26 protein-coding genes are annotated in these 24,336 nt (G+C 73.0%); 12 read left to right on the forward strand and 14 right to left on the reverse strand.

The features are described from left to right. Nucleotides 1-49: 49 nt before the first annotated feature. Both ACZ6SQ_RS09230 and ACZ6SQ_RS09235 read right to left on the reverse strand, forming a co-directional pair. Nucleotides 50-319 carry a hypothetical protein gene (locus ACZ6SQ_RS09230; protein WP_469558404.1) on the reverse strand — a complete coding sequence of 90 codons (270 nt, stop codon included), beginning with the start codon at nucleotides 317-319 and terminating at the stop codon, nucleotides 50-52. Next, nucleotides 307-672 carry a nuclear transport factor 2 family protein gene (locus tag ACZ6SQ_RS09235; protein WP_469558407.1) on the reverse strand — a complete coding sequence of 122 codons (366 nt, stop codon included), beginning with the start codon at nucleotides 670-672 and terminating at the stop codon, nucleotides 307-309. Before ACZ6SQ_RS09235 ends, ACZ6SQ_RS09230 begins: the two co-directional genes overlap by 13 nt. Nucleotides 673-943: 271 nt before the next feature. Between ACZ6SQ_RS09235 and ACZ6SQ_RS09240 the strand changes: the two genes are divergently transcribed. The 7 genes from ACZ6SQ_RS09240 (at nucleotide 944) to ACZ6SQ_RS09270 (ending at nucleotide 6,710) form a co-directional block, all read left to right on the forward strand. Continuing rightward, nucleotides 944-1,240 (forward strand): hypothetical protein, encoded by a 297-nt coding sequence (locus ACZ6SQ_RS09240; RefSeq protein WP_469558409.1) that lies wholly within the window; start codon nucleotides 944-946, stop codon nucleotides 1,238-1,240. Nucleotides 1,241-1,395: 155 nt separating this feature from the next. Then, a complete protein-coding gene (locus ACZ6SQ_RS09245) occupies nucleotides 1,396-2,481 on the forward strand; it encodes an S-(hydroxymethyl)mycothiol dehydrogenase (RefSeq protein WP_469558411.1) in 1,086 nt (361 codons plus the stop codon). Beyond that, the gene (locus tag ACZ6SQ_RS09250) at nucleotides 2,478-3,110 is read left to right on the forward strand and encodes an MBL fold metallo-hydrolase (RefSeq protein ID WP_469558414.1); all 633 of its coding nucleotides are present in this window, start codon (nucleotides 2,478-2,480) and stop codon (nucleotides 3,108-3,110) included. Before ACZ6SQ_RS09245 ends, ACZ6SQ_RS09250 begins: the two co-directional genes overlap by 4 nt. 111 nt (nucleotides 3,111-3,221) lie before the next feature. Next, nucleotides 3,222-4,136, forward strand: a complete 915-nt coding sequence (locus ACZ6SQ_RS09255) for an SDR family oxidoreductase (protein WP_469558745.1) — start codon at nucleotides 3,222-3,224, stop codon at nucleotides 4,134-4,136. A gap of 173 nt (nucleotides 4,137-4,309) precedes the next feature. Then, the gene (locus tag ACZ6SQ_RS09260) at nucleotides 4,310-5,605 is read left to right on the forward strand and encodes an MFS transporter (RefSeq protein WP_469558418.1); all 1,296 of its coding nucleotides are present in this window, start codon (nucleotides 4,310-4,312) and stop codon (nucleotides 5,603-5,605) included. Nucleotides 5,606-5,657: 52 nt separating this feature from the next. Next, nucleotides 5,658-6,353, forward strand: a complete 696-nt coding sequence (locus tag ACZ6SQ_RS09265) for a L,D-transpeptidase family protein (RefSeq protein WP_469558421.1) — start codon at nucleotides 5,658-5,660, stop codon at nucleotides 6,351-6,353. A 171-nt stretch (nucleotides 6,354-6,524) separates the two neighbouring features. Continuing rightward, complete coding sequence (locus ACZ6SQ_RS09270) at nucleotides 6,525-6,710, forward strand: hypothetical protein (RefSeq protein ID WP_469558424.1); 186 nt, start codon at nucleotides 6,525-6,527, stop codon at nucleotides 6,708-6,710. Nucleotides 6,711-6,717: 7 nt separating this feature from the next. Here the strand turns inward: ACZ6SQ_RS09270 and ACZ6SQ_RS09275 are convergent, their stop codons facing one another. Next, nucleotides 6,718-8,082, reverse strand: a complete 1,365-nt coding sequence (locus ACZ6SQ_RS09275; RefSeq protein ID WP_469558426.1) for a S1 family peptidase — start codon at nucleotides 8,080-8,082, stop codon at nucleotides 6,718-6,720. A 107-nt stretch (nucleotides 8,083-8,189) separates the two neighbouring features. Then, on the reverse strand, nucleotides 8,190-9,020 hold the full coding sequence (locus tag ACZ6SQ_RS09280) for an SAM-dependent methyltransferase (RefSeq protein WP_469558429.1): 831 nt from the start codon (nucleotides 9,018-9,020) through the stop codon (nucleotides 8,190-8,192). A 504-nt stretch (nucleotides 9,021-9,524) separates the two neighbouring features. On the opposite strand from ACZ6SQ_RS09280, the gene ACZ6SQ_RS09285 reads away from it, so the two are divergent. Next, nucleotides 9,525-9,914 carry a PPOX class F420-dependent oxidoreductase gene (locus ACZ6SQ_RS09285; RefSeq protein ID WP_469558431.1) on the forward strand — a complete coding sequence of 130 codons (390 nt, stop codon included), beginning with the start codon at nucleotides 9,525-9,527 and terminating at the stop codon, nucleotides 9,912-9,914. 13 nt (nucleotides 9,915-9,927) lie between these two features. Here ACZ6SQ_RS09285 and ACZ6SQ_RS09290 read toward each other — a convergent pair whose 3' ends face one another. After that, a complete protein-coding gene (locus tag ACZ6SQ_RS09290; RefSeq protein ID WP_469558434.1) occupies nucleotides 9,928-10,359 on the reverse strand; it encodes a Zn-ribbon domain-containing OB-fold protein in 432 nt (143 codons plus the stop codon). 172 nt (nucleotides 10,360-10,531) lie between these two features. After that, nucleotides 10,532-11,269 carry a TetR family transcriptional regulator gene (locus tag ACZ6SQ_RS09295; RefSeq protein ID WP_469558436.1) on the reverse strand — a complete coding sequence of 246 codons (738 nt, stop codon included), beginning with the start codon at nucleotides 11,267-11,269 and terminating at the stop codon, nucleotides 10,532-10,534. A gap of 177 nt (nucleotides 11,270-11,446) precedes the next feature. On the opposite strand from ACZ6SQ_RS09295, the gene ACZ6SQ_RS09300 reads away from it, so the two are divergent. Further along, a complete protein-coding gene (locus ACZ6SQ_RS09300; protein WP_469558439.1) occupies nucleotides 11,447-12,277 on the forward strand; it encodes a hypothetical protein in 831 nt (276 codons plus the stop codon). A gap of 198 nt (nucleotides 12,278-12,475) precedes the next feature. Here the strand turns inward: ACZ6SQ_RS09300 and ACZ6SQ_RS09305 are convergent, their stop codons facing one another. The 4 genes from ACZ6SQ_RS09305 to ACZ6SQ_RS09320 all read right to left on the reverse strand — a co-directional run bounded on the left by ACZ6SQ_RS09305 (nucleotide 12,476) and on the right by ACZ6SQ_RS09320 (nucleotide 16,662). Beyond that, entirely contained in the window at nucleotides 12,476-12,859 is a 384-nt protein-coding gene (locus tag ACZ6SQ_RS09305) for a hypothetical protein (RefSeq protein ID WP_469558442.1), read from the reverse strand. A 255-nt stretch (nucleotides 12,860-13,114) separates the two neighbouring features. Further along, nucleotides 13,115-14,032 (reverse strand): MurR/RpiR family transcriptional regulator, encoded by a 918-nt coding sequence (locus tag ACZ6SQ_RS09310; RefSeq protein WP_469558443.1) that lies wholly within the window; start codon nucleotides 14,030-14,032, stop codon nucleotides 13,115-13,117. Nucleotides 14,033-14,189: 157 nt separating this feature from the next. Then, the gene (locus ACZ6SQ_RS09315) at nucleotides 14,190-15,818 is read right to left on the reverse strand and encodes a phospholipid carrier-dependent glycosyltransferase (RefSeq protein ID WP_469558445.1); all 1,629 of its coding nucleotides are present in this window, start codon (nucleotides 15,816-15,818) and stop codon (nucleotides 14,190-14,192) included. A 190-nt stretch (nucleotides 15,819-16,008) separates the two neighbouring features. Next, nucleotides 16,009-16,662, reverse strand: a complete 654-nt coding sequence (locus tag ACZ6SQ_RS09320) for a nucleoside/nucleotide kinase family protein (protein WP_469558448.1) — start codon at nucleotides 16,660-16,662, stop codon at nucleotides 16,009-16,011. 110 nt (nucleotides 16,663-16,772) lie between these two features. On the opposite strand from ACZ6SQ_RS09320, the gene ACZ6SQ_RS09325 reads away from it, so the two are divergent. From ACZ6SQ_RS09325 to ACZ6SQ_RS09335, 3 genes are all read left to right on the forward strand, one after another. Beyond that, a complete protein-coding gene (locus tag ACZ6SQ_RS09325; RefSeq protein ID WP_469558450.1) occupies nucleotides 16,773-17,513 on the forward strand; it encodes an HAD family hydrolase in 741 nt (246 codons plus the stop codon). A gap of 485 nt (nucleotides 17,514-17,998) precedes the next feature. Continuing rightward, on the forward strand, nucleotides 17,999-19,459 hold the full coding sequence (locus ACZ6SQ_RS09330; RefSeq protein ID WP_469558452.1) for a hypothetical protein: 1,461 nt from the start codon (nucleotides 17,999-18,001) through the stop codon (nucleotides 19,457-19,459). An 84-nt stretch (nucleotides 19,460-19,543) separates the two neighbouring features. After that, entirely contained in the window at nucleotides 19,544-20,491 is a 948-nt protein-coding gene (locus ACZ6SQ_RS09335; RefSeq protein ID WP_469558455.1) for a lysylphosphatidylglycerol synthase transmembrane domain-containing protein, read from the forward strand. A gap of 28 nt (nucleotides 20,492-20,519) precedes the next feature. Here the strand turns inward: ACZ6SQ_RS09335 and ACZ6SQ_RS09340 are convergent, their stop codons facing one another. The 4 genes from ACZ6SQ_RS09340 to cpt form a co-directional block, all read right to left on the reverse strand. Beyond that, the gene (locus ACZ6SQ_RS09340; RefSeq protein ID WP_469558458.1) at nucleotides 20,520-21,473 is read right to left on the reverse strand and encodes a hypothetical protein; all 954 of its coding nucleotides are present in this window, start codon (nucleotides 21,471-21,473) and stop codon (nucleotides 20,520-20,522) included. A gap of 11 nt (nucleotides 21,474-21,484) precedes the next feature. Continuing rightward, complete coding sequence (locus ACZ6SQ_RS09345) at nucleotides 21,485-22,951, reverse strand: APC family permease (RefSeq protein ID WP_469558461.1); 1,467 nt, start codon at nucleotides 22,949-22,951, stop codon at nucleotides 21,485-21,487. Between the two features lie 365 nt (nucleotides 22,952-23,316). Continuing rightward, nucleotides 23,317-23,535 (reverse strand): hypothetical protein, encoded by a 219-nt coding sequence (locus ACZ6SQ_RS09350; RefSeq protein ID WP_389323471.1) that lies wholly within the window; start codon nucleotides 23,533-23,535, stop codon nucleotides 23,317-23,319. 199 nt (nucleotides 23,536-23,734) lie between these two features. After that, nucleotides 23,735-24,268: a chloramphenicol phosphotransferase CPT gene (gene cpt, locus ACZ6SQ_RS09355; RefSeq protein WP_469558464.1), complete on the reverse strand. Its 534-nt coding sequence runs from the start codon at nucleotides 24,266-24,268 to the stop codon at nucleotides 23,735-23,737. Nucleotides 24,269-24,336: the final 68 nt, after the last annotated feature.

The raw sequence follows: 24,336 nt of genomic DNA on the forward strand, positions 1-24,336 counted from the left end.
GCGCCGGCCCCGGTCACCTCGGACGGGCCGGTCACTTCGGCCGACCCGGTCACCTCGGCCGGCCCCGGCGCAGGGGCCGGGCCGAGGGGAGCGGGCGCGGCACGCGGGAGGACCGGACGGCGGCGAGCGGGTGCGGCCGGGCGCGGCGCAGCAGGGTCCGCAGCGCGGCCACGGCCATCTGCTGCCGCGCCACGGCGGCCGGCCCCGAGCGGCGGGCCCGGCGCGCGGGGGCCGGTGCCAGCCCCGCGCGCGCCGAGAAGCTCCAGCTCATCCGGGTGCTGAACCGGATGAGCGGCAGGCGGCGCGCTATTCGTCCCATGCCTGGATCATGATCTGCTCGACGATCTTGCCGTCCCGCAGCCGGATCATCGACTCGGAGAGCACCCGGACACCGTCCGGGTACAGACACGACTCGCTGTAGGCGGCCCGGTCGCCCTGGACGATGCACTCCTCCATCTTGTGCGTCATGTCCCGGCTGTAGACGTCGTTGAGCATGGCTTCGATCTGGTCGCGGCCGTGCATGACCATGGGATGGCTCGGCTGGGTGTTGCGGTCGACGACCCGCAGTTCCGCGTCGTCGGCGTAGAGCGACATCAGGCCGTCCGCCGACTGGCCTTCCAGACCCCGGCGCAGTGTGTCGGCGCTGAAGGCGGGGCTCGTGCTGGTGCCCATGATGACCTCCTTCGAGGCGCGCGCGATCCGGCTGGCGACGGGCGTCGCGGCCTCAGTACGAGCGTCCTCCGTCCCGCGGGGACCGGCAAGCGCGGCGGGATCCGCACCGCACGGCGGCAGGTTGCGCACCGCACAGCGGCAGGACGCGTACCGTACGGCGGCGGGATCCGCACCGCACGGGTGAACGAGGGCCCCGGGGCCGGTCTCCGCCTGACGGGTGAGTGGCGGCCGCAGACCGTGTCCGGCGCGGGCGACGGGCGTTGCTGAGGGCATGATCTCTCCTCGTCGTATTCTCGCCGCCGCGTGCCTCGCCGCCGGGGTCACCGCCATCGCCGCGCCCGCGGCGAGCGCGGCGGACGCGGTCGCTCAGCCCGACGGCAAGCTGAGCCCGCTCAGCACCCTGGACTCGCTCGCCGTCAGCGACATCCCCGAGCAGCACAAGGAGACGCTCCCACGGCCGTCCGACCAGGTGCGGCAGCTGAGCCGGCTGAACGACCTCGGCCAGCTCCGGCAGGTCACCGACCTGGCCGCCCCGGTCACCGGGCTGCTGCCCGGCGTCGAGTACTGATCCCCGGCACCGCACACCGAGCCTCCCGCCCGCCCGGCCGCGTCCCCGACGCGGCCGGGCGTGTTGTGTCCGCCGTCCGCTTCCGCCGCGGCGATTCACGCGTAGGGTCGGGCGCAGGGACACAACGTCCGCAGACGGAAGGGGATCCAGCAGCCATGGCGCAGGAAGTACGCGGCGTGATCGCACCCGGCAAGGACGAGCCGGTCCGAGTGGAGACGATCGTCGTGCCCGACCCGGGCCCCGGCGAGGCCGTGGTGCGGATCCAGGCCTGCGGCGTCTGTCACACGGACCTGCACTACAAACAGGGCGGAATCAGCGACGAGTTCCCCTTCCTGCTCGGCCACGAGGCCGCGGGCGTCGTGGAGTCGGTGGGCGACGGCGTCGAGGACGTGGCGCCCGGCGACTTCGTGATCCTCAACTGGCGTGCGGTGTGCGGACGTTGCCGGGCCTGTCTGCGCGGTCGTCCCTGGTACTGCTTCGACACCCACAACGCGAAGCAGCGCATGACCCTCACCGACGGCCGGGAGCTCTCCCCGGCGCTCGGCATCGGCGCGTTCGCCGAGAAGACCCTGGTCCACGCGGGCCAGTGCACCAAGGTCGACCCGGACGTCTCCCCGGCCGTCGCCGGCCTGCTGGGCTGCGGAGTCATGGCGGGCATCGGCGCCGCGCTCAACACCGGCCACGTCGGCCGGGGCGACACGGTCGCCGTGATCGGCTGCGGCGGTGTCGGCTGCGCCGCCGTCGCGGGCGCGAACCTGGCCGGAGCGGCGAAGGTCATCGCCGTCGACATCGACGGCCGCAAGCTCGACAAGGCGCGTTCACTGGGCGCCACCCACACCGTCAACTCCAAGGACACCGACGCCGTCGAGGCGATCCGGGAACTGACCGGCGGCTTCGGCGCCGATGTCGTCATCGAGGCGGTCGGCCGCCCCGAGACCTACCGCCAGGCCTTCTACGCCCGTGACCTGGCGGGCACCGTCGTGCTGGTCGGCGTACCCACGCCGGAGATGAAGCTCGAACTGCCCCTGCTGGACGTCTTCGGACGCGGCGGGTCCCTCAAGTCCTCCTGGTACGGCGACTGTCTGCCCTCGCGCGACTTCCCCATGCTGATCGACCTGCACCGGCAGGGCCGTCTGGACCTGGGCGCGTTCGTCACCGAGACCATCGGACTCGACGACGTGGAGAAGGCGTTCGAGCGGATGCACCAGGGCGACGTGCTGCGCTCGGTGGTGGTGCTGTGACCGCCCCGCGCATCGAACGCCTGGTGACCTCGGGCCAGTTCACGCTGGACGGCGGCAGCTGGGACGTCGACAACAACGTCTGGCTGGTCGGCGACGACCACGAGGTCGTCGTCATCGACGCCGCCCACGACGTCGACGCCATCACCGCGGCCGTCGGCTCCCGCAGGCTGACGGCCATCGTGTGCACGCACGCCCACAACGACCACATCGGGGCCGCGCCCGCCCTCGCCGAGCGCACCGGCGCCACGATCTGGCTGCACGCCGACGACCTGCCGCTGTGGCGCCAGACCCACCCGGAGCGTGAGCCGGACGCCTGGCTGCACGACGGCCAGGTCATCGAGGCCGCGGGCGCCGACCTCAGGGTGCTGCACACCCCGGGTCACGCACCCGGCGCGGTGTGCCTGTACGACCCCGGCCTCGGCGCGGTGTTCACCGGGGACACCCTGTTCCAGGGCGGACCGGGCGCGACCGGGCGCTCCTGGTCGCACTTCCCGACGATCATCGACTCCATCCGCGACCGGCTGCTCACCCTGCCGCCCGAGACGAAGGTGCTCACCGGCCACGGCGACGCCACGACCGTCGGCGCCGAGGCCCCGCACCTGAAGGAGTGGATCGACCGCGGCCACTGACGACCGCGGCATCCAGGTGAACCCGCCGCAAAAGGCGACAGAAGGTGTCCGGATGAGCGGGCAGTCTCGAAGCACGTGGAAGAGCACGAGCGAGAGAGGCCGCTGAAGGACATGGACAAGCCGTTGCAGGGCAGGGTGGCGCTCGTCGCCGGGGCGACCCGGGGTGCGGGCCGGGGCATCGCCGTCGAACTGGGAGCGGCGGGCGCCACCGTGTACGTCACCGGGCGCACCACCCGCGAGCGCCGCTCCGAGTACGACCGTCCCGAGACCATCGAGGACACCGCGGACCTGGTCACCGAGGCGGGCGGCGAGGGCATCGCCGTGCCCACCGACCACCTGGAGGCGGGCCAGGTGCGCGCCCTGGTCGAGCGCATCGACACCGAGCGCGGGCACCTGGACGTCCTGGTGAACGACATCTGGGGCGGCGAGAACCTCTTCGAGTGGGAGTCGCCGGTCTGGGAGCACGACCTCGACAACGGACTGCGGATGCTCCGGCTGGCCGTCGACACGCACGCGATCACCAGCCATTACGCCCTCCCGTTGCTGCTGCGCCACCCCGGCGGTCTGGTCGTGGAGATGACCGACGGCACGGCCGAGTACAACGGCAGGAACTACCGCAACTCCTTCTTCTACGACCTGGCGAAGACGGCCGTGCTGCGCATGGGCTTCGCCCTCGGCGAGGAACTCGGCCCGCGCGGGGCGACCGCCGTCGCGCTCACACCGGGCTGGCTGCGCTCGGAGATGATGCTGGAGCATTTCGGCGTCCGCGAGGACAACTGGCGCGACGCGCTGGAGCGGGTGCCCCACTTCGCCATCTCCGAGACCCCGCGCTACGTCGGCCGGGCGGTCGTCGCGCTCGCCGCCGACCCGGCGGTCGCCCGCTTCAACGGCCGGTCCCTCTCCAGCGGAGGCCTCGCCCAGGTCTACGGCTTCACCGACCTCGACGGCACCCGCCCGGACGCCTGGCGATATCTGGTCGAGGTCTCCGACCCGGGCAAGCCGGCGGACACGACCGGCTACCGCTGACCGGCAGGGCACGTCTGGACAGGGCACGGCAGGGCGCGGCAGGACAGGGCTCGGCACGGCTCGGCGACCTGTGGCCGGACCTGTGACCGACCCTCAATTCCTCAGCTCTGCTTAAGCGTTGTGGTAGATCCTTTCACTTGTCCTGCGACGGTCGGGTGGGGGAGCGTGCCGGTGTGACCGACTCCCGTTCCGGCTCGCCCTGGCGCGTCCGCGACTTCCGTACGCTCTTCACCGCCACGACGCTCGGCCAACTCGGCACGAACGTCGGCTATGTGGCCGTCCCGCTGGTGGCCGTGGCCGCGCTCGACGCGAGCCCCGGCGAGGTAGGGGCGCTCGCCGCGCTCAGCACCCTGGCGTTCCTGCTGATCGGTCTGCCGGCCGGGGCGTGGGTGGACCGGATGCGCCACCGACGGGTCCTGATCGGTGCCGATCTGGCCCGCGCCGCCCTCAACGCCTCGGTGCCGGTGGCCTGGTGGCTGGACGCCCTCACCCTCGGCCACCTCTTCGTGATCGTGCTGCTGACGGGCTGCGCGACCGTGTTCTTCGACGTCGGCTCGCAGAGCACCCTGCCGGGCCTGGTCGGACGGGAGGCGTTGGTGGGGGCCAACTCCGCCGTGGTCAGCCTCCAGGCGGTGAGCAACATCGCCGGACGCGGGGCGGGCGGCGGTCTGGTCCAGGCGCTGACCGCGCCCGTCGCCGTCCTGTTCACGGCCCTCGCCCACCTCGCCTCCGCCCTGCGGCTCATCGCCCTCGGCGGCCGGGAGGCGCCGTCCCCCGCCGCCCGGCGGGCACCGCTGCGCGCCCAGATCGCCGAGGGCCTGCGCCATGTCCTCGGCAGCCCCGAACTGCGCGCCCTCGTGCTCACCGCCGCCCTCACCAACCTGGGCGTGCAACTGGTCAACACCATGCTGCCGGTGCTGTTCGTCCGTGAGCTCGGCCTGCCGGCGAGCGCCCTGGGCCTGTTCTGGGCCGCCGGCGGCCTCGGTCTGCTGCTCGGCGCCCGGTGCGCCCGCCCGCTCGCCGCACGCCTCGGCGACGGCCGTACCCTCGCCCTCGTCGGGCCGCTCCTCGCGCCCGCCGTCCTGCTGGTGCCGCTCGTCGCGGAGGGGCCCTGGCTGTGGGCCGCCGGGGCGGGCTGGGTGCTGGCGATGGCCAGGATCGGCACGGAGAACGTCCTCTCGGTGAGTCTGCGCCAGCGGATGACGCCGGACGAACTGCTCGGCCGAATGAACGCCACCTTCCGGTTCATGCTCACCGGCGCGCTCGCCGTCGGGGCCGCGCTGTCGGGGCTGCTCGGCGAGATGGCCGGGGTGCGCGTGACGCTGTGGGCGGGCGCCGTGGTGGCCTCGCTCTCGTTCCTGCCCGTGCTCCTGTCCCCGCTTCGTGTCCGCCGTGCCGGGGTGGCCCATGTCACCGTTTCGTTGCGAAACGCCCGGGGATACAACCCCGATCCGGCGGAGCCGGTCTAGGACACAGAGTCGCACGGCACACGTGCGCGGTACGGGAAGGTCGGAACCACCCATGGGGGACATACGCAGACGAGGAGCCGCCGTCGTCGGGGCGGGTGCGCTGATGGCGCCGCTCGCCCTCGGTCTCGGCGCCGCTCCCGCGCAGGCCGCGAGCTGCACCACGCAGACCGGGCCCTACCAGAAGAAGGTCGAGAAGTTCCTCGGCCTCCCGGTCGACGGCGTGCAGTCGCCCGCCGACTGCACGAAGATCAAGGCCTTCCAGGACAAGCACGGCATCAAGCCGAACATCGGCTACGCGGGCCCCGTCACCTGGGGCGTGATGGACCTCATGCTCAAGCAGCGGGCCGTGGGGAACAACCCCAACAGGGACGGCAAGTGCCCGACGAACAAGGGCCGTATCGCCTGTGTGAACCTCACGCTCCAGATCAGCTGGATCCAGGACGGCAGCCGGCTGGTGTACGGCCCGGTGCCGGTGCGCACCGGCCGCAACGGCTACGAGACCCGGACCGGACTGAAGAAGATCTACTGGCGTGACATCGACCATGTCTCGTCGATCTACGACGTCCCCATGCCCTACAGCCAGTTCTTCGACGGCGGCCAGGCCTTCCACTCGGTGAAGGTGAGCATGTGGAACCCGCCGGGCTCGCACGGCTGCGTCAATATGACGACGACCACAGCCAAGAAGTACTGGGGCCTGCTGAAGAAGGGCGACGACGTCTTCGTGTACGGCCGCAAGCCGGGCACCTGAGCCGAAGCCGGGCAGGTCGGGGCCGTGAACCGCGCGCGGGTCAGGCCCCGTCCACCCTCTGGACACTTGAATTCCGCTCGAAGTCCGGGCCGCTGGGACGTGATCAGCAACACGGTCCGATATGCCTGTCTTGTACGTTCTTACTCACGCGGCCTTCACTCCTGGCGCCGTATGCTTCACAGCATGTCCACCAGTGTTGAAACCGTTTCCGAGCGATCGGCCGCGGAGGTCAACGAGGAGATCCGGGCGCTGTGGCGCCGGGCGGGCGGGACACTGACCATCGAGCAGCGCGAGGAATACCAGCGGCTCGTGATGGAGTGGGCCGCCGTGGCCCCGCAGCAGGCGCGGGCGGCGTGAGCGCCGCTCACCCCCAGGTCGCCGAGTAGTACCTGCGATAGGCCTGGCGGTCCTGTTCCGCGCGGATGAACCGCGTGGCGGCCAGGGCCACCAGGCTTCCGGCGATGATCAGCAACCCCGGCCCCACGTTCCTGGGGTCGGCCAGCCTCGACAGCAGCGTCGACGCCTGAACCCCGTTCACCGGCGCCGACGCCCCCGGCGTGGTGTCACCGGGTGCGACCGCACCGGCGCCCGCCGGGTCCGAACCGCCGTTCTGCGCGGGCGCGCCGCCGCCCTGCTGCTGTCCCGCGCCGATCAGCCGGACGTCCAGCACCTCCATGGCCTCGGTCACCGGCTGGAAGAACGTCGTGCCGCCCACCGTGCAGTCGCCGCTGCCGCCCGAGGTGATGCCCAGCGCGATGCCCTCGGAGAACAACGGGCCGCCGCTGTCCCCGGGTTCGGCGCACACATCCGTCTCGATGAGGCCGCTCACACTGCCCTCGGGGTAGTTGACGGTCACATCGAGGTTGCGGACCACCCCGTCGTCCAGACCGCTGGTGCTGCCGCTGCGGAACACCCGCTGCCCGACCGAGGGTTCGGCCGTGCCCGTGATCCGCACCCCCTGGCCGCCACCCACGTCCACCACGTCGGCGCCCTCGCCCGCGCGGCCCCCGGCATACGCCACCAGCGAGTAGTCGTCGCCGGGGAAGCTGTTGCGCACGGTCCGGCCGACCTCCTGGCTGCCCCGCGCGTCGGAGAACCACACCGAGCCGGTGGGCCCGCAGTGACCGGCCGTCAGGATGAAGTCCGAGCGGCCGTCGGTGACATTGAAGCCGGCCGAGCAGCGCCCCGCCGTGGACAGGATCGGCCGCGCTCCGTTCAGCCGGGTGGTGAAGACGCTGTCCGTGCGTTCCATGCGCACCGGGGCGCCGAGGTCGTCCGCCAGGTCCTTCAGCTTGCCCCAGTCGGCTGCGGAGACCGTGGGGTCGGCACGCAGCACGACCTCGTTGGCGCGGTAGTCCACCGCCCAGGCCGTGCCCGCCACCACCGGCATCGCGTTCAGGGCCGTGGTCGCCGACCTCAGCTCGCCGAGGCTGTGCGGGACGACCTTCGCCGTGGCACCCGCCTTCCGCACCTCGGCGGCGGCACGGGAGTCGGTGACCGCGACCACCGGCCGCCCGTCGGCGTCGATCCAGCTGCCCGCCGCCCGGGAGTCACCGAGCCGGGCCACCAGATCCGCCCCGGCGGCACCGGGCGCGGCCGTGACCGAGGCGTTCGGCGGGGCGGGCTCGCTCGCGACCGCTCTGCCGACCATGGTGCCCCCCAGAAGAAGGCCGCCGACGGCCGCCAGCCGTGTCACTCGCCGGACGATCCGTCGTCGTGCGTGCCCCATGCATGGCTCCAAAACCCCTCAAGGACGCGGCATTCACACCGCGCGGGCGCTTCCGCAGTCGAGCGCCCACCCTCCATACGCACCGCGTCCCCGGGGTGTTCAGCCGGTCAGGCCTTGCGGGCCACCCCGCCGAACATCGCGACCTCCTCCGGCTCCGCGCCGTCCGTCCGCTCGGGCCGCCAGCGCGAGCAGGACACCACGCCCGGCTCCAGCAGGTCGAGCCCGTCGAAGAAGCGGGTCACGGCCTCGGGCGTGCGCTGGGTCAGCTTCGGGGTGCCGTGCTCGTTCCAGAACTTCACGGCCTCGTCCACGTCCGGCATCGACGGGCTGGTGATGGTGTGCGAGAGCACAAGGTGGCTGCCTGAGGGCAGCGCGTCCGTGAGCCGCTTCACCAGACCGTACGGGTCCTCGTCGTCGCCGACGAAGATGACCACGCCGAGCAGGATCAGTGCCACCGGCTTGCTGAAGTCCAGTGTCCTGGAGGCGTGTTCGAGGATCGCGTCGACGTTGCGCAGGTCCTCGTCGAGGTAGTCGGTACGGCCCTCGTCGGTGCTGGTGAGCAGCGCGCGGGCGTGGGCCAGGACCAGCGGGTCGTTGTCGACGTAGACGATCCGGGACTCGGGGGCGGTCCGCTGGGCCACCTCGTGGGTGTTGTCGGCGGTGGGCAGGCCCGTGCCGATGTCCAGGAACTGGCGGATGCCCTGGTCGGCGACCAGATGACGCACGGCCCGGCCCAGGAACAGCCGGTCGGCGCGGGCGTACTCGCCGATTCCCGGGTGGAGTTGGCGGATCTGGTCACCGGCCGCGCGGTCGACCTCGTAGTTGTCCTTGCCGCCGAGCCAGTAGTTCCAGATCCGCGCGGTGTGCGGCTGCGAGGTGTTGATGCGGGCTCGCAGCTCCTCCATGGTGGGTTCTGCGGCCGCCGGGTTCTCGGTCACGGGATTCAGCTCCTGGGATGCCGGGTCGAAACGGGGGGCAACGAGCAATCTAGACAGCTCAGTTGATCTCCGCCACATCCATGCCCGGTCGGGACCGGCTCGGTTCGCCGTCCCGCACCGAATCGGCGCCGGCGTACGGCCGCAGCAGCGCGGTGAGCCGGGGGCCGCCGTGTCCGCCGGGCTCTTCGGAGGCGATCCTGCGGGCTGTCCCCGTGAGGAAGCGGCGAGTTGGACGCGCGCGCCGTCGCGCGAGTCGACACGGCGCACCGATTCGAGGGCGACGCCCGCGCGCCGGGCCCGCGCCACGATCAGGGCGACGCGCTCCCGGGGCGAGCATGTTCCGCTCGTCGTCGACCAGCCGGTCGGCGGACCCCAGGAACTGTCCGCTTCCAGGACCGGGCGGTTCTTCTCCCGCGGCAGATGGCCGGCCTTGTACTCCTCGGCGGGCGATGGTCCCGCACGGGCCACCGGTCGCGACGGCACCAGGACCCTAGACTGCCGGGCATGGACACCACCACACTCGACCGGCTCGCCGCGGGCAAGTACCTCCTGGTCACCAGCTACCGCAAGAACGGCACCCCGGTCCCGACCCCGGTGTGGGTCGTGCGCGACGGCGACGCGCTGGGAGTCTGGACGGCCGCCGACTCCTGGAAGGTGAAGCGGATCCGCAACCGGGCCGACGTCCTGGTCGGCCCCTGCGACATGCGCGGCAACCCGACCGGCGAGCAGGTCCCCGGTACGGCCGAGATCTGCGACGAGGCGGCGAGCGCCCGCTACCGCAAGCTCGTCGCCCGCAAGTACGGCGTCCTCGGCCGGCTCACGCTGCTCGGCAGCCGGCTGCGCCGCGGGACCGGTGGCACTCTCGGCATCCGGGTCGTGCTCACCTCCGGCTGACGCCGGGGTCCGGTCAGGTCCAGGCGCGGTAGGGCTCGTCGACGAGCTGGAAGACGGGCTCGCCGCGCACCGGGTCCTTGGCCGTGGAGAGCCGGACGCGGTCGCCGCTGTGGATGCCGATCGGCGGGCCCATCACCCGCCCGCGGATCACGAAGCCCTCGGCCATCTCGATCAGCGACACATTGCGCGCGGCGGGGGTGTTGCGGTGCACCACCGTGGAGTGGCGGACCGTGCCGACGCCCTCGCTGCGCTCCGTGCGCAGGTCGCTGCCCTGACAAACCGGACACAGCAGCCGGTGGTACATCGCGGTGCCGCACCAGTTGCAACGCTGGAAGTGGATCGTCTCGGGGACGGCCTCCGCGGCGCGGCCGAGGGGGCGGTGGTCGAGAACGCCCGCGGCGAAGCCGCCCGCCTGCTGAGCGACGCTTCCTGAGTGGTGGTACACGCTGGTCAACTCCCTGCGCTCGGCCGGAATCCCGCACGCGGCAGGCCGCGCACGACTGTGCGCGGTTGACCGTGCCACCGTGCACGGCCACAGCGTATGGCACTGAGTGCCAGGCGTAAAGGTACTCGGTCCCAGTATTTTCGGTACTGGGTTCCAGGCGTTCTCCGGGGCCTCAGCCGCGGGTCAGCGTGGTCTCCAGTTCCTGGACCACGCGCCACAGCGGAGCGTCCCGCCGGGCGAGAACGATCACGACGTCCTCGGCCTCCTCGGTCCGTACGGCGGGTGCCGCCGGGCCCGCGTCGAACGCGGAACGCACGAGGCCCAGCGCGTGGTCCACCGCCGCCTCCGGATCGCTCGCGCCGTCGGAACGCAGCCAGGAACGCAGGGCGTTGTTGTGCGCGGCGACCACCGCGGCCGCGATCACGTCGGCCCGGAGGGTCCCGTCCGGACGGTGCCGCAGCCGTCGGCGCAGATAGTCGCCGAGCGCCAGCTGGTAGCGCCACACGACCGACAGCTCGTACGCCCGCAGGCCGGGCACCTTCCTGGTGAGCCGGTAGCGCTGGGCCGAGAAGCCCGGGTCCCCGGCGTACATCAGCAGCACCAGCCGGGCCGCGTCGCACGCCCGGCGCACCGGCTCCTCGGTGCCGTCGCCCTCGGCCAGGAACGCCGTCATGTCGGCCAGACAGCGCTCGTGGTCGGGGAAGACCACGTCCTCCTTGGACGGGAAGTACCGGAAGAACGAACGCCGTCCGACACCGGCCAGGGCCACGATGTCGTCCACGGTGGTCCGTTCGTACCCCCGTTCCGTGAACAGCCGGAACGCCGCCTCGACCAGGGCGTCCCGCATGGGCGGATTCCCGGCCGCGCCGGACCTCTCGTCGCGCCGGGGCGCCGTGCTGCTGGAGCTCATGGACGGGAAACGTAGCAGTCGGGAGGGGCCGAATGGCACTCAGTGCAGGCAGAACGGGGAACTGAGTGCCCTTGATCACTCGCAGGGTTCCCACCTGCGCGTATACCGACGGGACCGTCCGAGTAGCCTGACCGGGCCCGGTGACCGCCCCGGGCGCGCACCATCGAGGAGTCCCGCATGACCGGCGCCCGGCACCGCCTGCTGTACGTCACCGACCTGGCCTACCCGGCGCGCGGGCGGCGCTACTGCGACGAGGACATCCGGCTCACCGCCCGGCTGCGGGAGGACTTCGACCTCGCGCTGTGCCATCCGCGCGACGCGGCGGCGCTGATGTACGCCTTCGACGCCGTGGTCGTGCGCAACAGCGGCCCCGTCCTCGGCCACCTCGACGCCCACGACGACTTCCGCGCCCGCGCCCTGCGCGACGGGGTGCGGGTCTACAACCCGCTCACCGGCAAGGCGGACATGGCGGGCAAGCAGTATCTGCCGGACCTCAGCGCGGCCGGGTACCCGGTGATCCCGACCGTCGACCGCGCGGCCGACCTGCACCGGCTGCCGCCGGCCGGGCGTTATGTGATCAAGCCCAAGCTCGGCGCCGACTCCATAGGCCTGCGGATCGTCACCACCGTCGGACCGGACGACGTGACCGACGGCGAGGTCCTGGTCCAGCCGCACATCGACTTCACGTACGAGGTCTCGTTCTACTTCGTCGACCACGACTTCCAGTACGCTCTCCACGCCCCCGACCCGGACCGGCGCTGGGAGCTGCGGCCGTACGAACCGACCGCGGAGGACCTGGAGTTCGCCCGGTCCTTCATCGACTGGAACGGCCTCGCGCACGGCATCCAGCGCGTCGACGCCTGCCGGGCGCCCGGCGGTGAGCTGCTGCTGGTGGAGCTGGAGGACCTCAACCCGTATCTGTCGCTCGACGCCCTGCCGCAGGAGCGCCAGGACGCCTTCGTCGCGGCGATGTCCGCGTCCCTGCGGCGCTTCCTGGCCGAGGCCTGACGGGCCGGGCCCCGCGCGGGCAGCCGACCGGCCCGGGCCTCAAGGGGAGTCGGCCCGGGCGTCGGCCCGGCTGAGCCCGGACCTGTGGGATGGGGAGCAGGTCCGAGCGGGGACCCAGCCGGCGTACGGGGGGTGCGGCCCGGGCGGTCGGCGCCCGGCGGAGGAAAGTCCGGCGCGGTCGGTGAGCCGACCGGGGTGTCAGCGCCCCGCGGTCGTGCGGCCGGCCAGTGCCTCGCTCACCGCCCGCACACTGCGCGCGATGTGCTGCAACTGCATGACCTCGGCCGCGTACAGCTTGATGGTGTGCTCGATGACCGACTCCGGCATGCCGAGCCGCGGCAGGTCGGCGCGGGCGGTCTGGAGTGCCGTACGGGCGACCCGGATCTCCTGCTGGACCTGGATCTGCGCGTGCCGGGCCAGCAGGACGGGATGACGCATCAGCGCGGGATAACTGGCGTAGCGCGCCGGCACGAGCTCGCGCAGCCACTTGGCGGCCGAGCGCTCCCAGTCGTAACTGCCGGGAGTCTTGACCTGGCACGGCCAGTCCGGGCCTGTGCGCATCGTCATCATGGTCATGATCATCGCTTCCGGGTCGTGCGGCGTCGTGGGGATCTCGACGGGGTCGTGGGCGGCCCCGGCCTAGGGGATGACCGGGGCCGTCCACGGGGGCTATCGCAAGCGATGCCCGACCGGACACCCAGCTGCCGACGCGGGTAGGTGACGGCGGGGCCGGGTGTCCGCGACAGTATTTATATATACCGCCGGGTATGCAATAAGCATGAAAAAATTCATGCGGCTTTTGCGGTGAAGCATGCCGAAGAGAGGCCCTCGACGACCTCAGTCCTTGAGGAAGAATTGATGTTGCTCGGAGATCTGCTCGTACTCCTCGAGCCGCGCGTGGGTGCGCTCGGGGTCCGCGTCGGTCATGGCCTGGAGCAGGGCGGAGGCCATCAGGCCGGGTGCCGCGTAGGAGTCGAACACCAGCCGGGACCCGGTTCCGGTGGCGAAGGTGACATCGGCCTCGTCGGCCAGCGGGCCGAGCGCCAGGTCGGTGATCAGCGCCACCCGCAGCCCCGCCCCGCGCGCCACCCGCACCGCGGTGAGGGTCTCCTGCGCGTGCCGGGGCATGGAGAACGCCAGCACCCAGGTGCCGCCCGCCTCGTGCGACTGGAGCAGCGCGTCGTAGGCGACACTGCCGCCGCGCGTCACCAGGCGTACGTCCGGATGGATGCGGCGGGCCGCGTAGGCGAAGTACTCGGCGAGCGAGGCGGAGATGCGCAGGCCGAGGACCGTCAGCGGGGTCGACTGCGACAGTTTGCGGCCGATGTCGATCAGCTGGCCGGGGGCGGCGAAGTCGCGGCGCAGGTTCTCCAGGTTCTCGATCTCCGCGTCCACCGCGGCCTGGAGCTCGTTGCCGGTCTCCTCGGTGACCGACGGCCCGCCGATCGAGCCCAGCGCGATGGCCTGCAACTTCTCGCGCAGCGCCGGGTAGCCGCTGAAGCCGACCGCCGCCGCGAACCGGGTCACCGACGGCTGGCTCACCCCGACCCGGTCCGCGAGGTCGGTGATCGACAGGAACGCGGCCTCGGTGAGATGGTCGATCAGGTACTGGGCGATGCGACGCTGGCCGGGGGAGAGCCGCGGCCTGTCGAAGAGCGTCCTGAGCTGTGAGGCCGGTGCGGCCTCCTTCTCGGCGGCCGCCTTGCCCGAGCTGATCGCCGACGCCTGTGCGCGTGCTTGCTGCTGCGATGGCACCGGTGTGCCTCCTTCATTGCCCACAGACGTTCAACATAGCTCACCGAACCCTCTGACCAGCGCGCTAGCGCCCGATCAGAGGACGTTCACCCCGTCGCACACACCGCCCGTCGCGCAGAGGACGTTCACCCCGTCGCACGCACCGCGCGTCGCGGCGCTAGCGCCGGTACACCGTGATGGAGTGGCCCACGTCCTCCACCGCCCGGCTGCTGTCCAGCAGCTCGGCGAGACGCCCCCGTGCCTTCGCCGCCGCCGAGTCGGAGACGACCAGCAGTCCGCGCACCCGGTTCACGGGGACATGCCGGGGGTCGGCCGCCCTGATCCCGTAGTGGGAGGGCACCCCGCTGCCCTTGTAGACGAGCCACACACGCTGTCCTGGCCAGCGCTCGCGCAGCCGCTCGGCGAGCCTGCCCAGGTCCTGGCCCCAGTCGACGTTGGAGTCGTGCAGCCGCAGCCGGGTGGCGGCCGGACCGCCGAACGCCTCGTTGGAGTACGGCAGATAGAAGGGGTACGCCCGCACCGAGCTGACCGCGACGAACAGCGCGAGCGTCGCCGCCACGCCCGGCACCCACCGCCTTCCGAGCGCGAGCACCCCGGCCGCCGCAACCCCTAGGAACATCGGCAGGAACACCGCGTACCGCGTCCCGAAGTCCCGCGAGCCCCACATCGCCGCCGCCAGCAGCACCGCGGCGGGCGCCAGCAGATAGGGCGCGGCCGGCCGCAGCCGCCGTACCGCGAGCAGCGACACCGAGCCGGCCGTCCACAGGGCGAGCATGCCCAGCGGGGTCTTCACCAGCAGCGCGGCCGGCAGGTAGTACCAGAGAGAGCCGGTGTAGAGGTGGCCGAACAGAAACCCCTTCCAGGGCCGGTTCTCCAGGGCGAACTGGATGCGCATCCCGTCCCGGAACGGCTCCGGCAGCGGCAGCAGACCGACCAGCGTCCCGCGCAGCCCCCGTACGTCCGGCACCTGCTCCGGCGCCCACCGCAGCCGCGGATCCACCGTCAGATACACCGCCCAGACGGTCGCCAGGGCGGTCAGTGCCACAACTCCCGCGCCCGACAGCGCCCTTGCCAGTGACCTCGCCCGCGTGCCCGGCCATGCGTGCCGTACGGACAGCGCGGCCACGGCCAGCAGCACCGGCACCGCGGCCAGCGCGTTCATCCGGGTGGCGACGGCCGCCCCCAGCGCGACCCCCGCGAGCGGCAGACACGGCCGTGGACGGCGACGCGCCCGCCACGCCAGCCACGCCGACGTCAGCAGGAACCCGGCCGCGGGCACGTCCAGTGTGGCCAGCGAGCCGTGGGCGATGACGTCGGGGGAGAAGGCGTACAGCGCGAGTGCCGCCAACCCGCCCGCGGGGCCGGTCAGTTCGCAGGCGAAGGCGAAGACCACCAGGCCGAACAGCAGGGTGAGCGCGATCACCGGGAGCCGGGCGCAGAGCATCACCCGCCACGGGTCGTTGCCCGACTCGTACAACAGCCGCCGTCCCAGAAGCCCTTGGTGGGAGGGCAGCGGCGGCTCCAGCCGGGGCCCGGCGAACGCCGCGCCGACGCCGATCAGCAGCTTGCCCAGCGGCGGATGCTCGGGGTTGTGACGCAGACTGTGTTCGCGCCACTGGGCGACGGCCGCGCCCACGTACACCGGCTCGTCGATGGTGGGGGTCTGCCGCACGGCCGTGGTCACCATGGCGAGAGCCATCTGCCCGAGCAGCACCGCCACGACCAGGCGGACCGCCCGGCGCGACCGCAGGACACGCCGGAGCCCGATGAGCAGTGAACGCCGCATTACCCCACCTTCGCACCGGTCGCCGCGAGAAGACCGGAACCGCCCTATAAGTCGCCCCCCGGGCAGGGGTACGGGCGAAAGGCGGCCGGACACTCAAGCGCGGACGATCACCGGGCCGGGCGCCCCGCGCAACGGCACCGGTACGGCCGTGCCCGGCCCCGCGCCACGGCACCGCCGTGCCGGTCCCGCGCTACGACACCGGCACGGCCGTCCCCGGCACCACCAGGTCCGCCCGCTGCCGGGTCGTCGCGATCAGGTCGGCGTTGCGCTGGTCGGTGCCCAGCACCCAGGCCACCGCCTCCTCATGGGCCTTGCCGAACTCCTTGTGCCGGGCGACCAGCCGTCCGATCCGCTCGGTCTCCTCCAGCTCGCAGAACCACACCTCGTCCAGCTCCGCCCGCACCCGCGCCCAGGCACCCGTCCCCAGCAGCAGGTAGTTGCCCTCCGTGACCACCAGTCGCGCCGACGGCGGCACCGGCACCGCGCCCGCCAGCGGCTGTTCCAGGTTCCGTTCGAATCCCGGCGCGTACACCGTGTCCGGGCCGTCCGCCTCGACCCGCAGACGCCGCAGCAGAGCCGCGTACCCTGCCGCGTCGAAGGTGTCCGGGGCGCCCTTGCGGTCCCGTCGGCCCAGCCGGTCCAGCTCCACGTCGGCGAGATGGAACCCGTCCATCGGGACATGCGCCACCCACGGCTCGCCCCCCGCCTCCAGCGCGCGGACCAGCCCCTCGGCCAGCGTCGTCTTGCCCGAGCCCGGAGCGCCCGCGATGCCCAGCAGGGCACGTCCGCCGCCCGCGGCGAGGGCACGGGCACGGTCGAGAAGGTCGTCGAAGGTCACAGCCACACGAGGGAGTCTCGCAGCCGCCCCCGCGGCCCGCCCGGGACGTCGCGAAGTACACCCGCCCGCGGGCGGGTCGGTGACAGGAAGCCGCCGAGCGGGCAAGGGTGACCTCTGTGACGGATCTCGGTCTCCCCGAAGGAATCCAGGCCTGCCTGTTCGACCTCGACGGCGTGGTGACGAAGACGGCCGTGGTGCACGCGGCCGCCTGGAAGGAGATGTTCGACGCCTTCCTGCGCGAGCGCGACGGACCCGGCTTCCGGCCGTTCGACGCGGTCGCCGAGTACGCCGAGTACGTGGACGGACGCCCCCGCGCCGACGGCGTGCGCACCTTCCTCGCGGCGCGCGGCATCACCCTGCCCGACGGCGGCCCGGACGACCCCCCGGAGGCGGACACCGTGCACGGCCTCGGCAACCGCAAGAACGCCCTGCTGCTGGAGAGGATCCGCACCGGCGGAGTCCAGGCGTACGACGGCACACTGCGCTACATCGACGCGGTCCGCGCCGCGGGGATGCGCACCGCCGTCGTCTCGGCCAGCGCCAACTGCCGCGACGTGCTGCGCGCGGTCCACGCCGAGGAGCTGTTCGACGTACGGATCGACGGGATCGTGGCCGCCGAACGCGGCCTGCCCGGCAAGCCGCGCCCCGACACCTTCCTCGCCGCCGCCCGTGACCTGGGCGTGGCGGCGAAGCGGGCGGCGGTGTTCGAGGACGCGCTGGCCGGCATGGACGCCGGGCGCTCCGGCGGCTTCGGCTATGTCGTCGGCCTCGACCGCACCGGCCAGACCGACGCGCTGTACGCACACGGCGCCGACGTCGTCGTGCGGGACCTCGCCGAACTGGGAGACACGGCGTGATCGCCCACCACGCCTGGGCCCTGTCGTCGAACTCCCGCCTGCCCCGCGACGCCCTGCACGCTCCCCCACTTCGTGGGAGGTGCCCCCACTCGCCGCACCGGGCACCAGCCCGAGTGCGTCCGGTACGAGGGCTTGCACCCGGCACTCCCCCAGAGGGGGGACCCCCAGAGCACGCACCTGACGCCGCAGGGCCGCCCTCCGGGCGCCGACGGGAGTTCGACGACAGGACCCAGGGCCCTTGGCCGGTGCCGCTCCCGCCGCCGCGGCAGCCCGCGCCGCCGCCCGGACAGCCGCTGACCGCACCGGCAGTGGTCCCGCGGACCCGCCCCGTCAGGGCCGCGGGACCTCGTCGGGTCCGGCCCGGGTCATGCGGTCGGCCGTACGGCGGTCGGCACATGCCGGTGAAGTGGGTTAGTTTTTGCTTGTTTTCCCTGATACCGGCCGACCGTCCGGCGAGCCGTGCGAGCCGTGGGGAGGGACAGGCGATGGCCGACACCGCGAGCGCCACCCGCGCGGGGACCCTGCGCCTGGCCCGCCCCGGCCCGACCGCGCTCGTCGCGGCCGGCTTCGTACTGGTCCAACTCCTCCTGGTCTCCCCGCGCATGGGCCTCGGCTGGGACGAGATCGTCTACGTCAGCCAGGTCGACGAGCACGCCCCCGCGGCCTTCTTCAGCGCACCCCGCGCCCGTGGGGTCACCCTGCTGGTGGCGCCCGTCGCCTCCTGGTCGGACTCCGTCGCCCTGCTGCGCGTCTACCTCGCGGTCCTCGCCGGACTCGGTCTGTACCTGGCGCTGCGCGCCTGGCGCGGCCTGTTCCCCGAACGGGTCCTCGCCGCCGCGGGCGCCCTGTTCGCCACCCTGTGGGTGACCCTCTTCTACGGCCCGCAGGCCATGCCCAACCACTGGGTCGCGCTCGGCGCCCTGAGCTGCGCCGGCTGCCTGCTGCGGGCCCGCGCCGACCGTCACGACCGGGCGGCCCTGTGGGGCGTCGCCGCGAGCGCCGCCCTGATGGCGCTGATGCGGCCCGCCGACGCGGTCTGGGTGACCGTGCCGCTGCTCGTCCTCGCCCTCGCGGTACGGCAGTGGCGGCTGCTCGCCGCACTCCTCGGGGGCCTCGCCGCAGGAGCGGCCGACTGGGTGATCGAGGCCCGCGTCAGCCACGGAGGCCTCGGCGAGCGCCTCGACGAGGCCTCCCGCATCCAGGGCGGCCTCGGCTGGAACGTCGCCGTCGGCGACCAGCTGCGCGGTCTCGCCGGCCGTACCCTGTGCCGGCCCTGCACGGGCGAGCTGCCCAACCCGGTGATCACCCTGTGGTGGCTCGCGCTGCCTCTGCTGGCCGGGTTCGCCCTGTGGATCGCCGTCCGGGCCCGGCGCACCGAACGCACCCTCGTCCCGCTGATCTGCGCCTGCACCGCCGCCTTCCCCTATCTGTTCATGATCGGCTACGCGGCACCGCGCTTCCTGCTGCCCGCCTACGCCCTGGTCGCGATCCCCGTCGCGGATGCGCTGTGGCATCTGGTGCGAGGCCCGCGCGGCACCCCGCGCCCCCTCGTCACGGCCCTGGTCCTCGTCGCGGTCGCCGGGCACCTCGGCGTGCAGTTCCTCATCGCCCGGCACGTGGCCGAGCGCAGTGAGGGCGACCGCCGGGACTGGGCGCGCACGGCGGGCGAGCTCCACCGGCTGGGCGTCCGCCCGCCCTGTCTGCTCACCGGCCACCAGGCCATCCCGCTCGCCCACTACACGGGATGCGCCTCCGCCAACACCCACGGCCACAACGCCAACAGCACCGACGCGGACGTCCTGCGCACCGCCCGCCGGATCCCGGTCGCCGCGCTGAGCAGGCCCGGCGGACCACCGCCCGGCTACGCCCGCTCCTGGTCCGAGCACCGCTTCGGCGGGTTCGACGTGCGCGTGGCACCGGCGGTCCGGGAGGACACGGCCGGATGAGAACACCGCGCCGCTTGACGATCCGGGAGGGCGGATCCGTATGAGGGGACAGCCGTGGAGGGTCGTCCCGGAGGGCAAAGCCGTATGACCTCGCAGCAGTACACCACCGTCGCCCCGGCCCGCGGGCGCGCCTACTGGCGCACCGCGGGCTCGCTCGCCGTCGTGGCGGTCGCCGCGTTCCTCGCCCACCGGCACTGGCCGGTGCTGGAGAGCGGGGCGGTGCGGCTGGCCGTCGCCGACCAGGGGTGGCTGCTGGTGGGCGCGGCCGCGACGCTGCTGACCTGGATGTTCTCGGCATTGGCCCAACAGGGCGCGATCGCGCGCCCGTTGCCGCCGAGGCGACTGGTGGCCACGCAGTTCGCCGCCTCGGCCGCCAACCATCTGCTGCCGGCGGGCCTCGGGGCGGGCGCGGTGAACCTGCGCTTCCTGACGCGCTGCGGGATTCCCTGTGCCCGCGCGATGACCGCGCTCGGGGTGAAGGCCGCCGCGGGTGCCCTGGTGCGCGGCGTCCTCATCGTCGTGCTGGCGCTCGCCTGCCCGGGTGTCCTCCAGGTGCCCCGCGTGCCGCCCGTGGCGGTGGCCGTCGTCCTCGCGGTGGCCGTCTCCTTGGCCCTGCTGTCGGCCGGCCCGCTCGCGCCCCGCTGCCGACGGGTGCTGGCGGGGGTGCGCGAGGACCTCCGGGAGGTGCACGGTCGTCCGTCGCGTGCGGCGGCGCTGTGGGGCGGCTCGCTGGCCTTCGCGCTGCTGCACGTGGCGATCCTGGTCGCCGTCACCGAGGCAGTCGCCCTGCCGCTGGGGCCCGCCCGGGTCGCCCTGCTCTACCTCGCGGCGAGCAGCGCGGCGGCCCTGCTGCCCTCGCCGGGCGGCCTCGGCTCGCTGGACGCGGTGCTCGCCCTGGCGCTGACGGCGGCCGGGGCCCCCGTCGACGCGGCCGCCTCCGCCGTCATGGGATACCGGCTGCTCACCGTCTGGCTGCCGCTGCTCCCGGGCCTGCTGGTGCTGGGACTGCTGCTGCGCCGCCGGGCGCTGTGACCCCCACGGCCGCCCGCCGCGATGCCGCTCAGCGCCGCACCTGGCCGTGCCACCGCGCGAACTCCTTCCCCGGATCGCCCGTGCAGACCCACGGGGTGCGCGTGGCACGGCGGCCCAGCATCCCCAGCAGCGCGGCGGCGATGTCCGGAGCGCCGGCGTAACAGGCCGCGTGCGCGAGATGGTTGAGGTCACGCAGCTCCCACGGCTCGACCGCCTCCCGCGACCGCCCGGGGATCCAGCGCTGCCAGGTGCGGCGTACATCGCTGACGGCCACCTCGTGGCTCCAGTGCTGGCCGAGACGGAGCAGGGCGTGATCGCCCCGGGCGGCGTCCAGGGCGTAGCGGTACTCCTCGGCACGAGCGTACTGCACCAGCACCGGCAGCGGGCAGCCGAACGGTGCCGCGCCGGCCGCGTCCCGGGCGAAGTCGTACATCTGGCCGTGCGTGCCGTGCCAGCGCGCCGAGTAGTAGTGCAGCACCTGGAGGTGGCCCTCGACGCTGTAGGGGTCGCGCCGGTGCAACTCGTCCCACCAGCGGGCCAGTTCGCGCCGCCGTGCGCCCGAGGCGTACAGCCGGGCGACGCTGATCAGCGAGATCCACGGCGTCGGGTCGGCCGGGTCCGCCTCGGCCGCCGTCAGACAGGCCCGCACCACGGCGTCGACGCGGTCCTGGTCGATGGGCACGCCCCGGCCCGCCGCGATGGCCGTATTGAAGGCCCGGGCGGTCTCGGTGGCCGCCCGCAGCACCAGGGCGTCCGCGCTGTGCGGCTCGGCGGCCAGCCAGGACTCCACCATGGAGCGGCCCGCGCAGGCCTGTGCCAGCAGCCGGACGCGATGGCCGCGCGCGGCGAAGTGCGGGCCCGTCGCCCGCAGCAGTTCGCGCAGGCCCTGCCAGCGGCCGATGAGGATGTCCTGCCGGGCGGCGGTGAGCGCGGCGTCGCCGCAGTCGGGGTCGAAGTCGGGGGAGAAACGGTCGCGTGCCATCGAGGGTCCCCTCAGAAGTCGGTGGGGAGGCCCTCGTGGACATGGGCGGCCTCGGCCGCGCGGCGGTCGGGCACGTACTCCGTCGCGATGACCCGGGCCGCGTCCAGCCGGGCGGGCCGGTAGTAGTCGCTGCCCCGGTACCAGAACATCGGCACCAGCCCCAGCGCCAGTCCGCCCGCACCGATCGCGATCGAGGCGCCGCTCAGCTCGCCGAGCGACTCCACGAGAATCCAGAACATAAAGAGCGAGCCGAACAGCGGCCACACCCCGCCGAGCAGGAAGCGCTTCGGCGAACTGAGCAGGACCCCGCGGTAGGCGACCACGACCGCGATCCCGGCCAGCCCGTAGTAGACGGCGATCTGCAGGCCCATCGCCCTGATCGCCTCGGTGAGGATGTCGCCGACCGAGCCCAGGGTGCCCGCGGCGAGGAACATCGCCAGCGCCACCGTGCCGACCACGGTGATCGCCACCCACGGGGTGTTCCACCGCCGGTGCACCCGGCCGAGCGCCGACGGCATGGTGCGGTCCCGGCCCATCGCGAACAGCGACCGGGTCACCTGGATCAGCGTGGTCTCCAGGGTCGCGACGGTGGACAGCATCACCGCCAGCATCAGCAGCCGGCCGCCCCAGCCCGGCCAGAGCTCCTCGCCCAGCACCGCCAGGACGTCCGCCCCGCTCTCCTGGATCTGCCGCGGGGTGAGGATCACGTTCACCGCGATCGTGAACGCCTCGTACAGCAGGAAGACGATCACGATCCCGATCAGTGCCGCCCGTCCCGTCGTGCGGCGGCTGTCCCGGGTCTCCTCGCTCAGATTGCCGGTGACGTCCCAGCCCCAGTAGCAGAACGCGGCGACCAGCGCGCCCGCGGCGAAGCCGGACACCCCGTCGAAGTGGCCGAAGCCGAGCCAGGACCAGTCGAAGGCGCGGGCGCCGCCGGAGTGGAACAGTGCGAGGCCCACGAACAGGACCAGGACGACCAGTTCCACGCCGGACATGAGGAGTTGGGCGCGGACGGTCAGCCGGGCGCCGCCGAGCACCACCGCCAGCATCACCAGGAACCACAGCGCGCCGACCGCCGTGGCGGCCCCCGTGCGGTGCGCGAGGTCCTCGTCGAACAGGGCCAGCGTCATCGCCCCGGCGGGCAGCGACCCGGCCACCATGAAGATGGTCGCCGACACCACCAGCGCCCAGCCGCTGATGAACCCCAGGAACGGGTGCAGCGTACGGCCCACCCAGGAGTAGCTGGCGCCCGCGTTCACGTCGATCCGGCCGAGGTGGCCGAACGCGAGCGCGATGCCGAGCATGGGTATCGCGCAGTACAGCAGCGCCGCGGGACTGGCCACACCCACCACCGAGACGAGCACGGCCGTGGTCGCCGCGAGCGAGTACGCCGGAGCGCTGCCCGCGACGGCCATCACCACCGTGTCGAACAGGCCCAGCACGCCGGCCTGGAGCCCTCGACCCCTGCTCTTGCTCATGGTGCGCTGCTTTCCGTCGTGCACGGCGCGAAGGGCGGCGGGCCCCGGCGGCGTTGTTGCTGTGAGGGGTGAACCCGCCGTGAACCGGGGAGGGTTGGCCTCGGGGTCGCGGGCGGCGCGTGGGGTGGCGGACACCGGCCGTCCCGTCCCGGCGACGGACGGTCACGGCCCTGTGTGCGTGTGATGATAGCCCCACCGGCCCGGCCCTTGAGAAGGGCAACGGCCGTTGTCCCCCGCGCCGTTCCGGTTACGACCCTCCCTGCCCCCGTGCCCGGCCGCACACGGCCGTCGGCAGCAGCTCATGCCTGGGACCCGGGTGGCGCCCCTCGGCACGTCCCGGGTCCGTCAGTCGTGCGGCCGCGCCTCTAGGGCAGCAGCTTGTCGAGGGCCGCGGGACCCTCTTGCGCCAGCTTCCGCTTGGCCCACTCCAGAGTGTTCGGAGTGAGGTCCTTGCCCGAGGCGAGGACGATGTCCTCCGGCGACACGTCGGCGCCGGTGCGGGTGTGGAGGAGGTTGTCCGGAGTGGCGCGGTCCGGATGCCAGTGCGCCTCGGGCGGGGAAGCTTCGGGCTGTGAGTTGGACATGATCGGTGCTCCTCCGGTGAGGGAGTGTGCCGCGGCCCCGCGGATGTCATCGGGTCCACTAACACCATTCAACGCCTCGGCCCGTCGTGCATCCGGAGGGCGGCGGTCCGGGCCCGCGCGGCCCTTGATCGGCCGGTGGGGCGCGGGCCGGGCCAGGGTCTGTCCGACCCCTTCCCGTCCGCGGGGCGACGCCGCGGCCTCATCCCAGCCGGGCGGCGATCCGGCGCGCGCACTCCATGGACTCCGTGCGGGCGGTGTCGATCTCCAGGTCGTAGGCCACGCCCCGGTGCACGAGGTCCGCCTGGGCCTCGGCCATGCCCACGACGCGGTCGCCGCGGGCCAGCTCGCGTCCCGCCGCGACGTCGGGTGCGCAGCGCACCCCTACCCACAGCACATCCGTGCCGTCCAGGGCCTGCTGCCAGCGCTTCTGGGAGTCGGCGCCGCCGAGGAAGACGTCGTCGAGTACGACCCGGGCGCCCGCGTGGACCATCGCGGCCACACCCGCCATCCAGGCCGTCTCCAGTTCCCGGAAGCCCGCGCCGACCCCGATCGTGCCGTCCTGGGCGATGTCCAGGCCCTCCTCGGAGTCCCGCAGCGCGGCGGGCAGCGCGTCTACGAAGGTGTCGACGCTCAGGGTGAGCCAGGGGTCTGGGAGCAGGGCTTGCAGGCATCGTGCGATGCCCGTCTTGCCCGAGCTGGAGCCGCCGTTGAGAAAGATCACCCGAATCGCCACCGCGCCAGCCTAGGAGGCCGACAGATGCCCGGCCAACCCCATTTCGTCGGCTGCGGGTACGCCGTGGC

The organism is Streptomyces sp. NPDC048600 (assembly GCF_055587025.1).

Bases quoted from the DNA above. Each gene is read 5' to 3' on its own strand.
- ACZ6SQ_RS09230 (WP_469558404.1), bottom strand. From the start codon at position 319: ATGGGACGAATAGCGCGCCGCCTGCCGCTCATCCGGTTCAGCACCCGG.
- ACZ6SQ_RS09235 (WP_469558407.1), bottom strand. From the start codon at position 672: ATGGGCACCAGCACGAGCCCCGCCTTCAGCGCCGACACACTGCGCCGG.
- ACZ6SQ_RS09240 (WP_469558409.1), top strand. From the start codon at position 944: ATGATCTCTCCTCGTCGTATTCTCGCCGCCGCGTGCCTCGCCGCCGGG.
- ACZ6SQ_RS09245 (WP_469558411.1), top strand. From the start codon at position 1,396: ATGGCGCAGGAAGTACGCGGCGTGATCGCACCCGGCAAGGACGAGCCG.
- ACZ6SQ_RS09255 (WP_469558745.1), top strand. From the start codon at position 3,222: ATGGACAAGCCGTTGCAGGGCAGGGTGGCGCTCGTCGCCGGGGCGACC.
- ACZ6SQ_RS09265 (WP_469558421.1), top strand. From the start codon at position 5,658: ATGGGGGACATACGCAGACGAGGAGCCGCCGTCGTCGGGGCGGGTGCG.
- ACZ6SQ_RS09270 (WP_469558424.1), top strand. From the start codon at position 6,525: ATGCTTCACAGCATGTCCACCAGTGTTGAAACCGTTTCCGAGCGATCG.
- ACZ6SQ_RS09275 (WP_469558426.1), bottom strand. From the start codon at position 8,082: ATGGGGCACGCACGACGACGGATCGTCCGGCGAGTGACACGGCTGGCG.
- ACZ6SQ_RS09285 (WP_469558431.1), top strand. From the start codon at position 9,525: ATGGACACCACCACACTCGACCGGCTCGCCGCGGGCAAGTACCTCCTG.
- ACZ6SQ_RS09295 (WP_469558436.1), bottom strand. From the start codon at position 11,269: ATGAGCTCCAGCAGCACGGCGCCCCGGCGCGACGAGAGGTCCGGCGCG.
- ACZ6SQ_RS09300 (WP_469558439.1), top strand. From the start codon at position 11,447: ATGACCGGCGCCCGGCACCGCCTGCTGTACGTCACCGACCTGGCCTAC.
- ACZ6SQ_RS09305 (WP_469558442.1), bottom strand. From the start codon at position 12,859: ATGATCATGACCATGATGACGATGCGCACAGGCCCGGACTGGCCGTGC.
- ACZ6SQ_RS09315 (WP_469558445.1), bottom strand. From the start codon at position 15,818: ATGCGGCGTTCACTGCTCATCGGGCTCCGGCGTGTCCTGCGGTCGCGC.
- ACZ6SQ_RS09330 (WP_469558452.1), top strand. From the start codon at position 17,999: ATGGCCGACACCGCGAGCGCCACCCGCGCGGGGACCCTGCGCCTGGCC.
- ACZ6SQ_RS09335 (WP_469558455.1), top strand. From the start codon at position 19,544: ATGACCTCGCAGCAGTACACCACCGTCGCCCCGGCCCGCGGGCGCGCC.
- ACZ6SQ_RS09340 (WP_469558458.1), bottom strand. From the start codon at position 21,473: ATGGCACGCGACCGTTTCTCCCCCGACTTCGACCCCGACTGCGGCGAC.
- ACZ6SQ_RS09345 (WP_469558461.1), bottom strand. From the start codon at position 22,951: ATGAGCAAGAGCAGGGGTCGAGGGCTCCAGGCCGGCGTGCTGGGCCTG.
- ACZ6SQ_RS09350 (WP_389323471.1), bottom strand. From the start codon at position 23,535: ATGTCCAACTCACAGCCCGAAGCTTCCCCGCCCGAGGCGCACTGGCAT.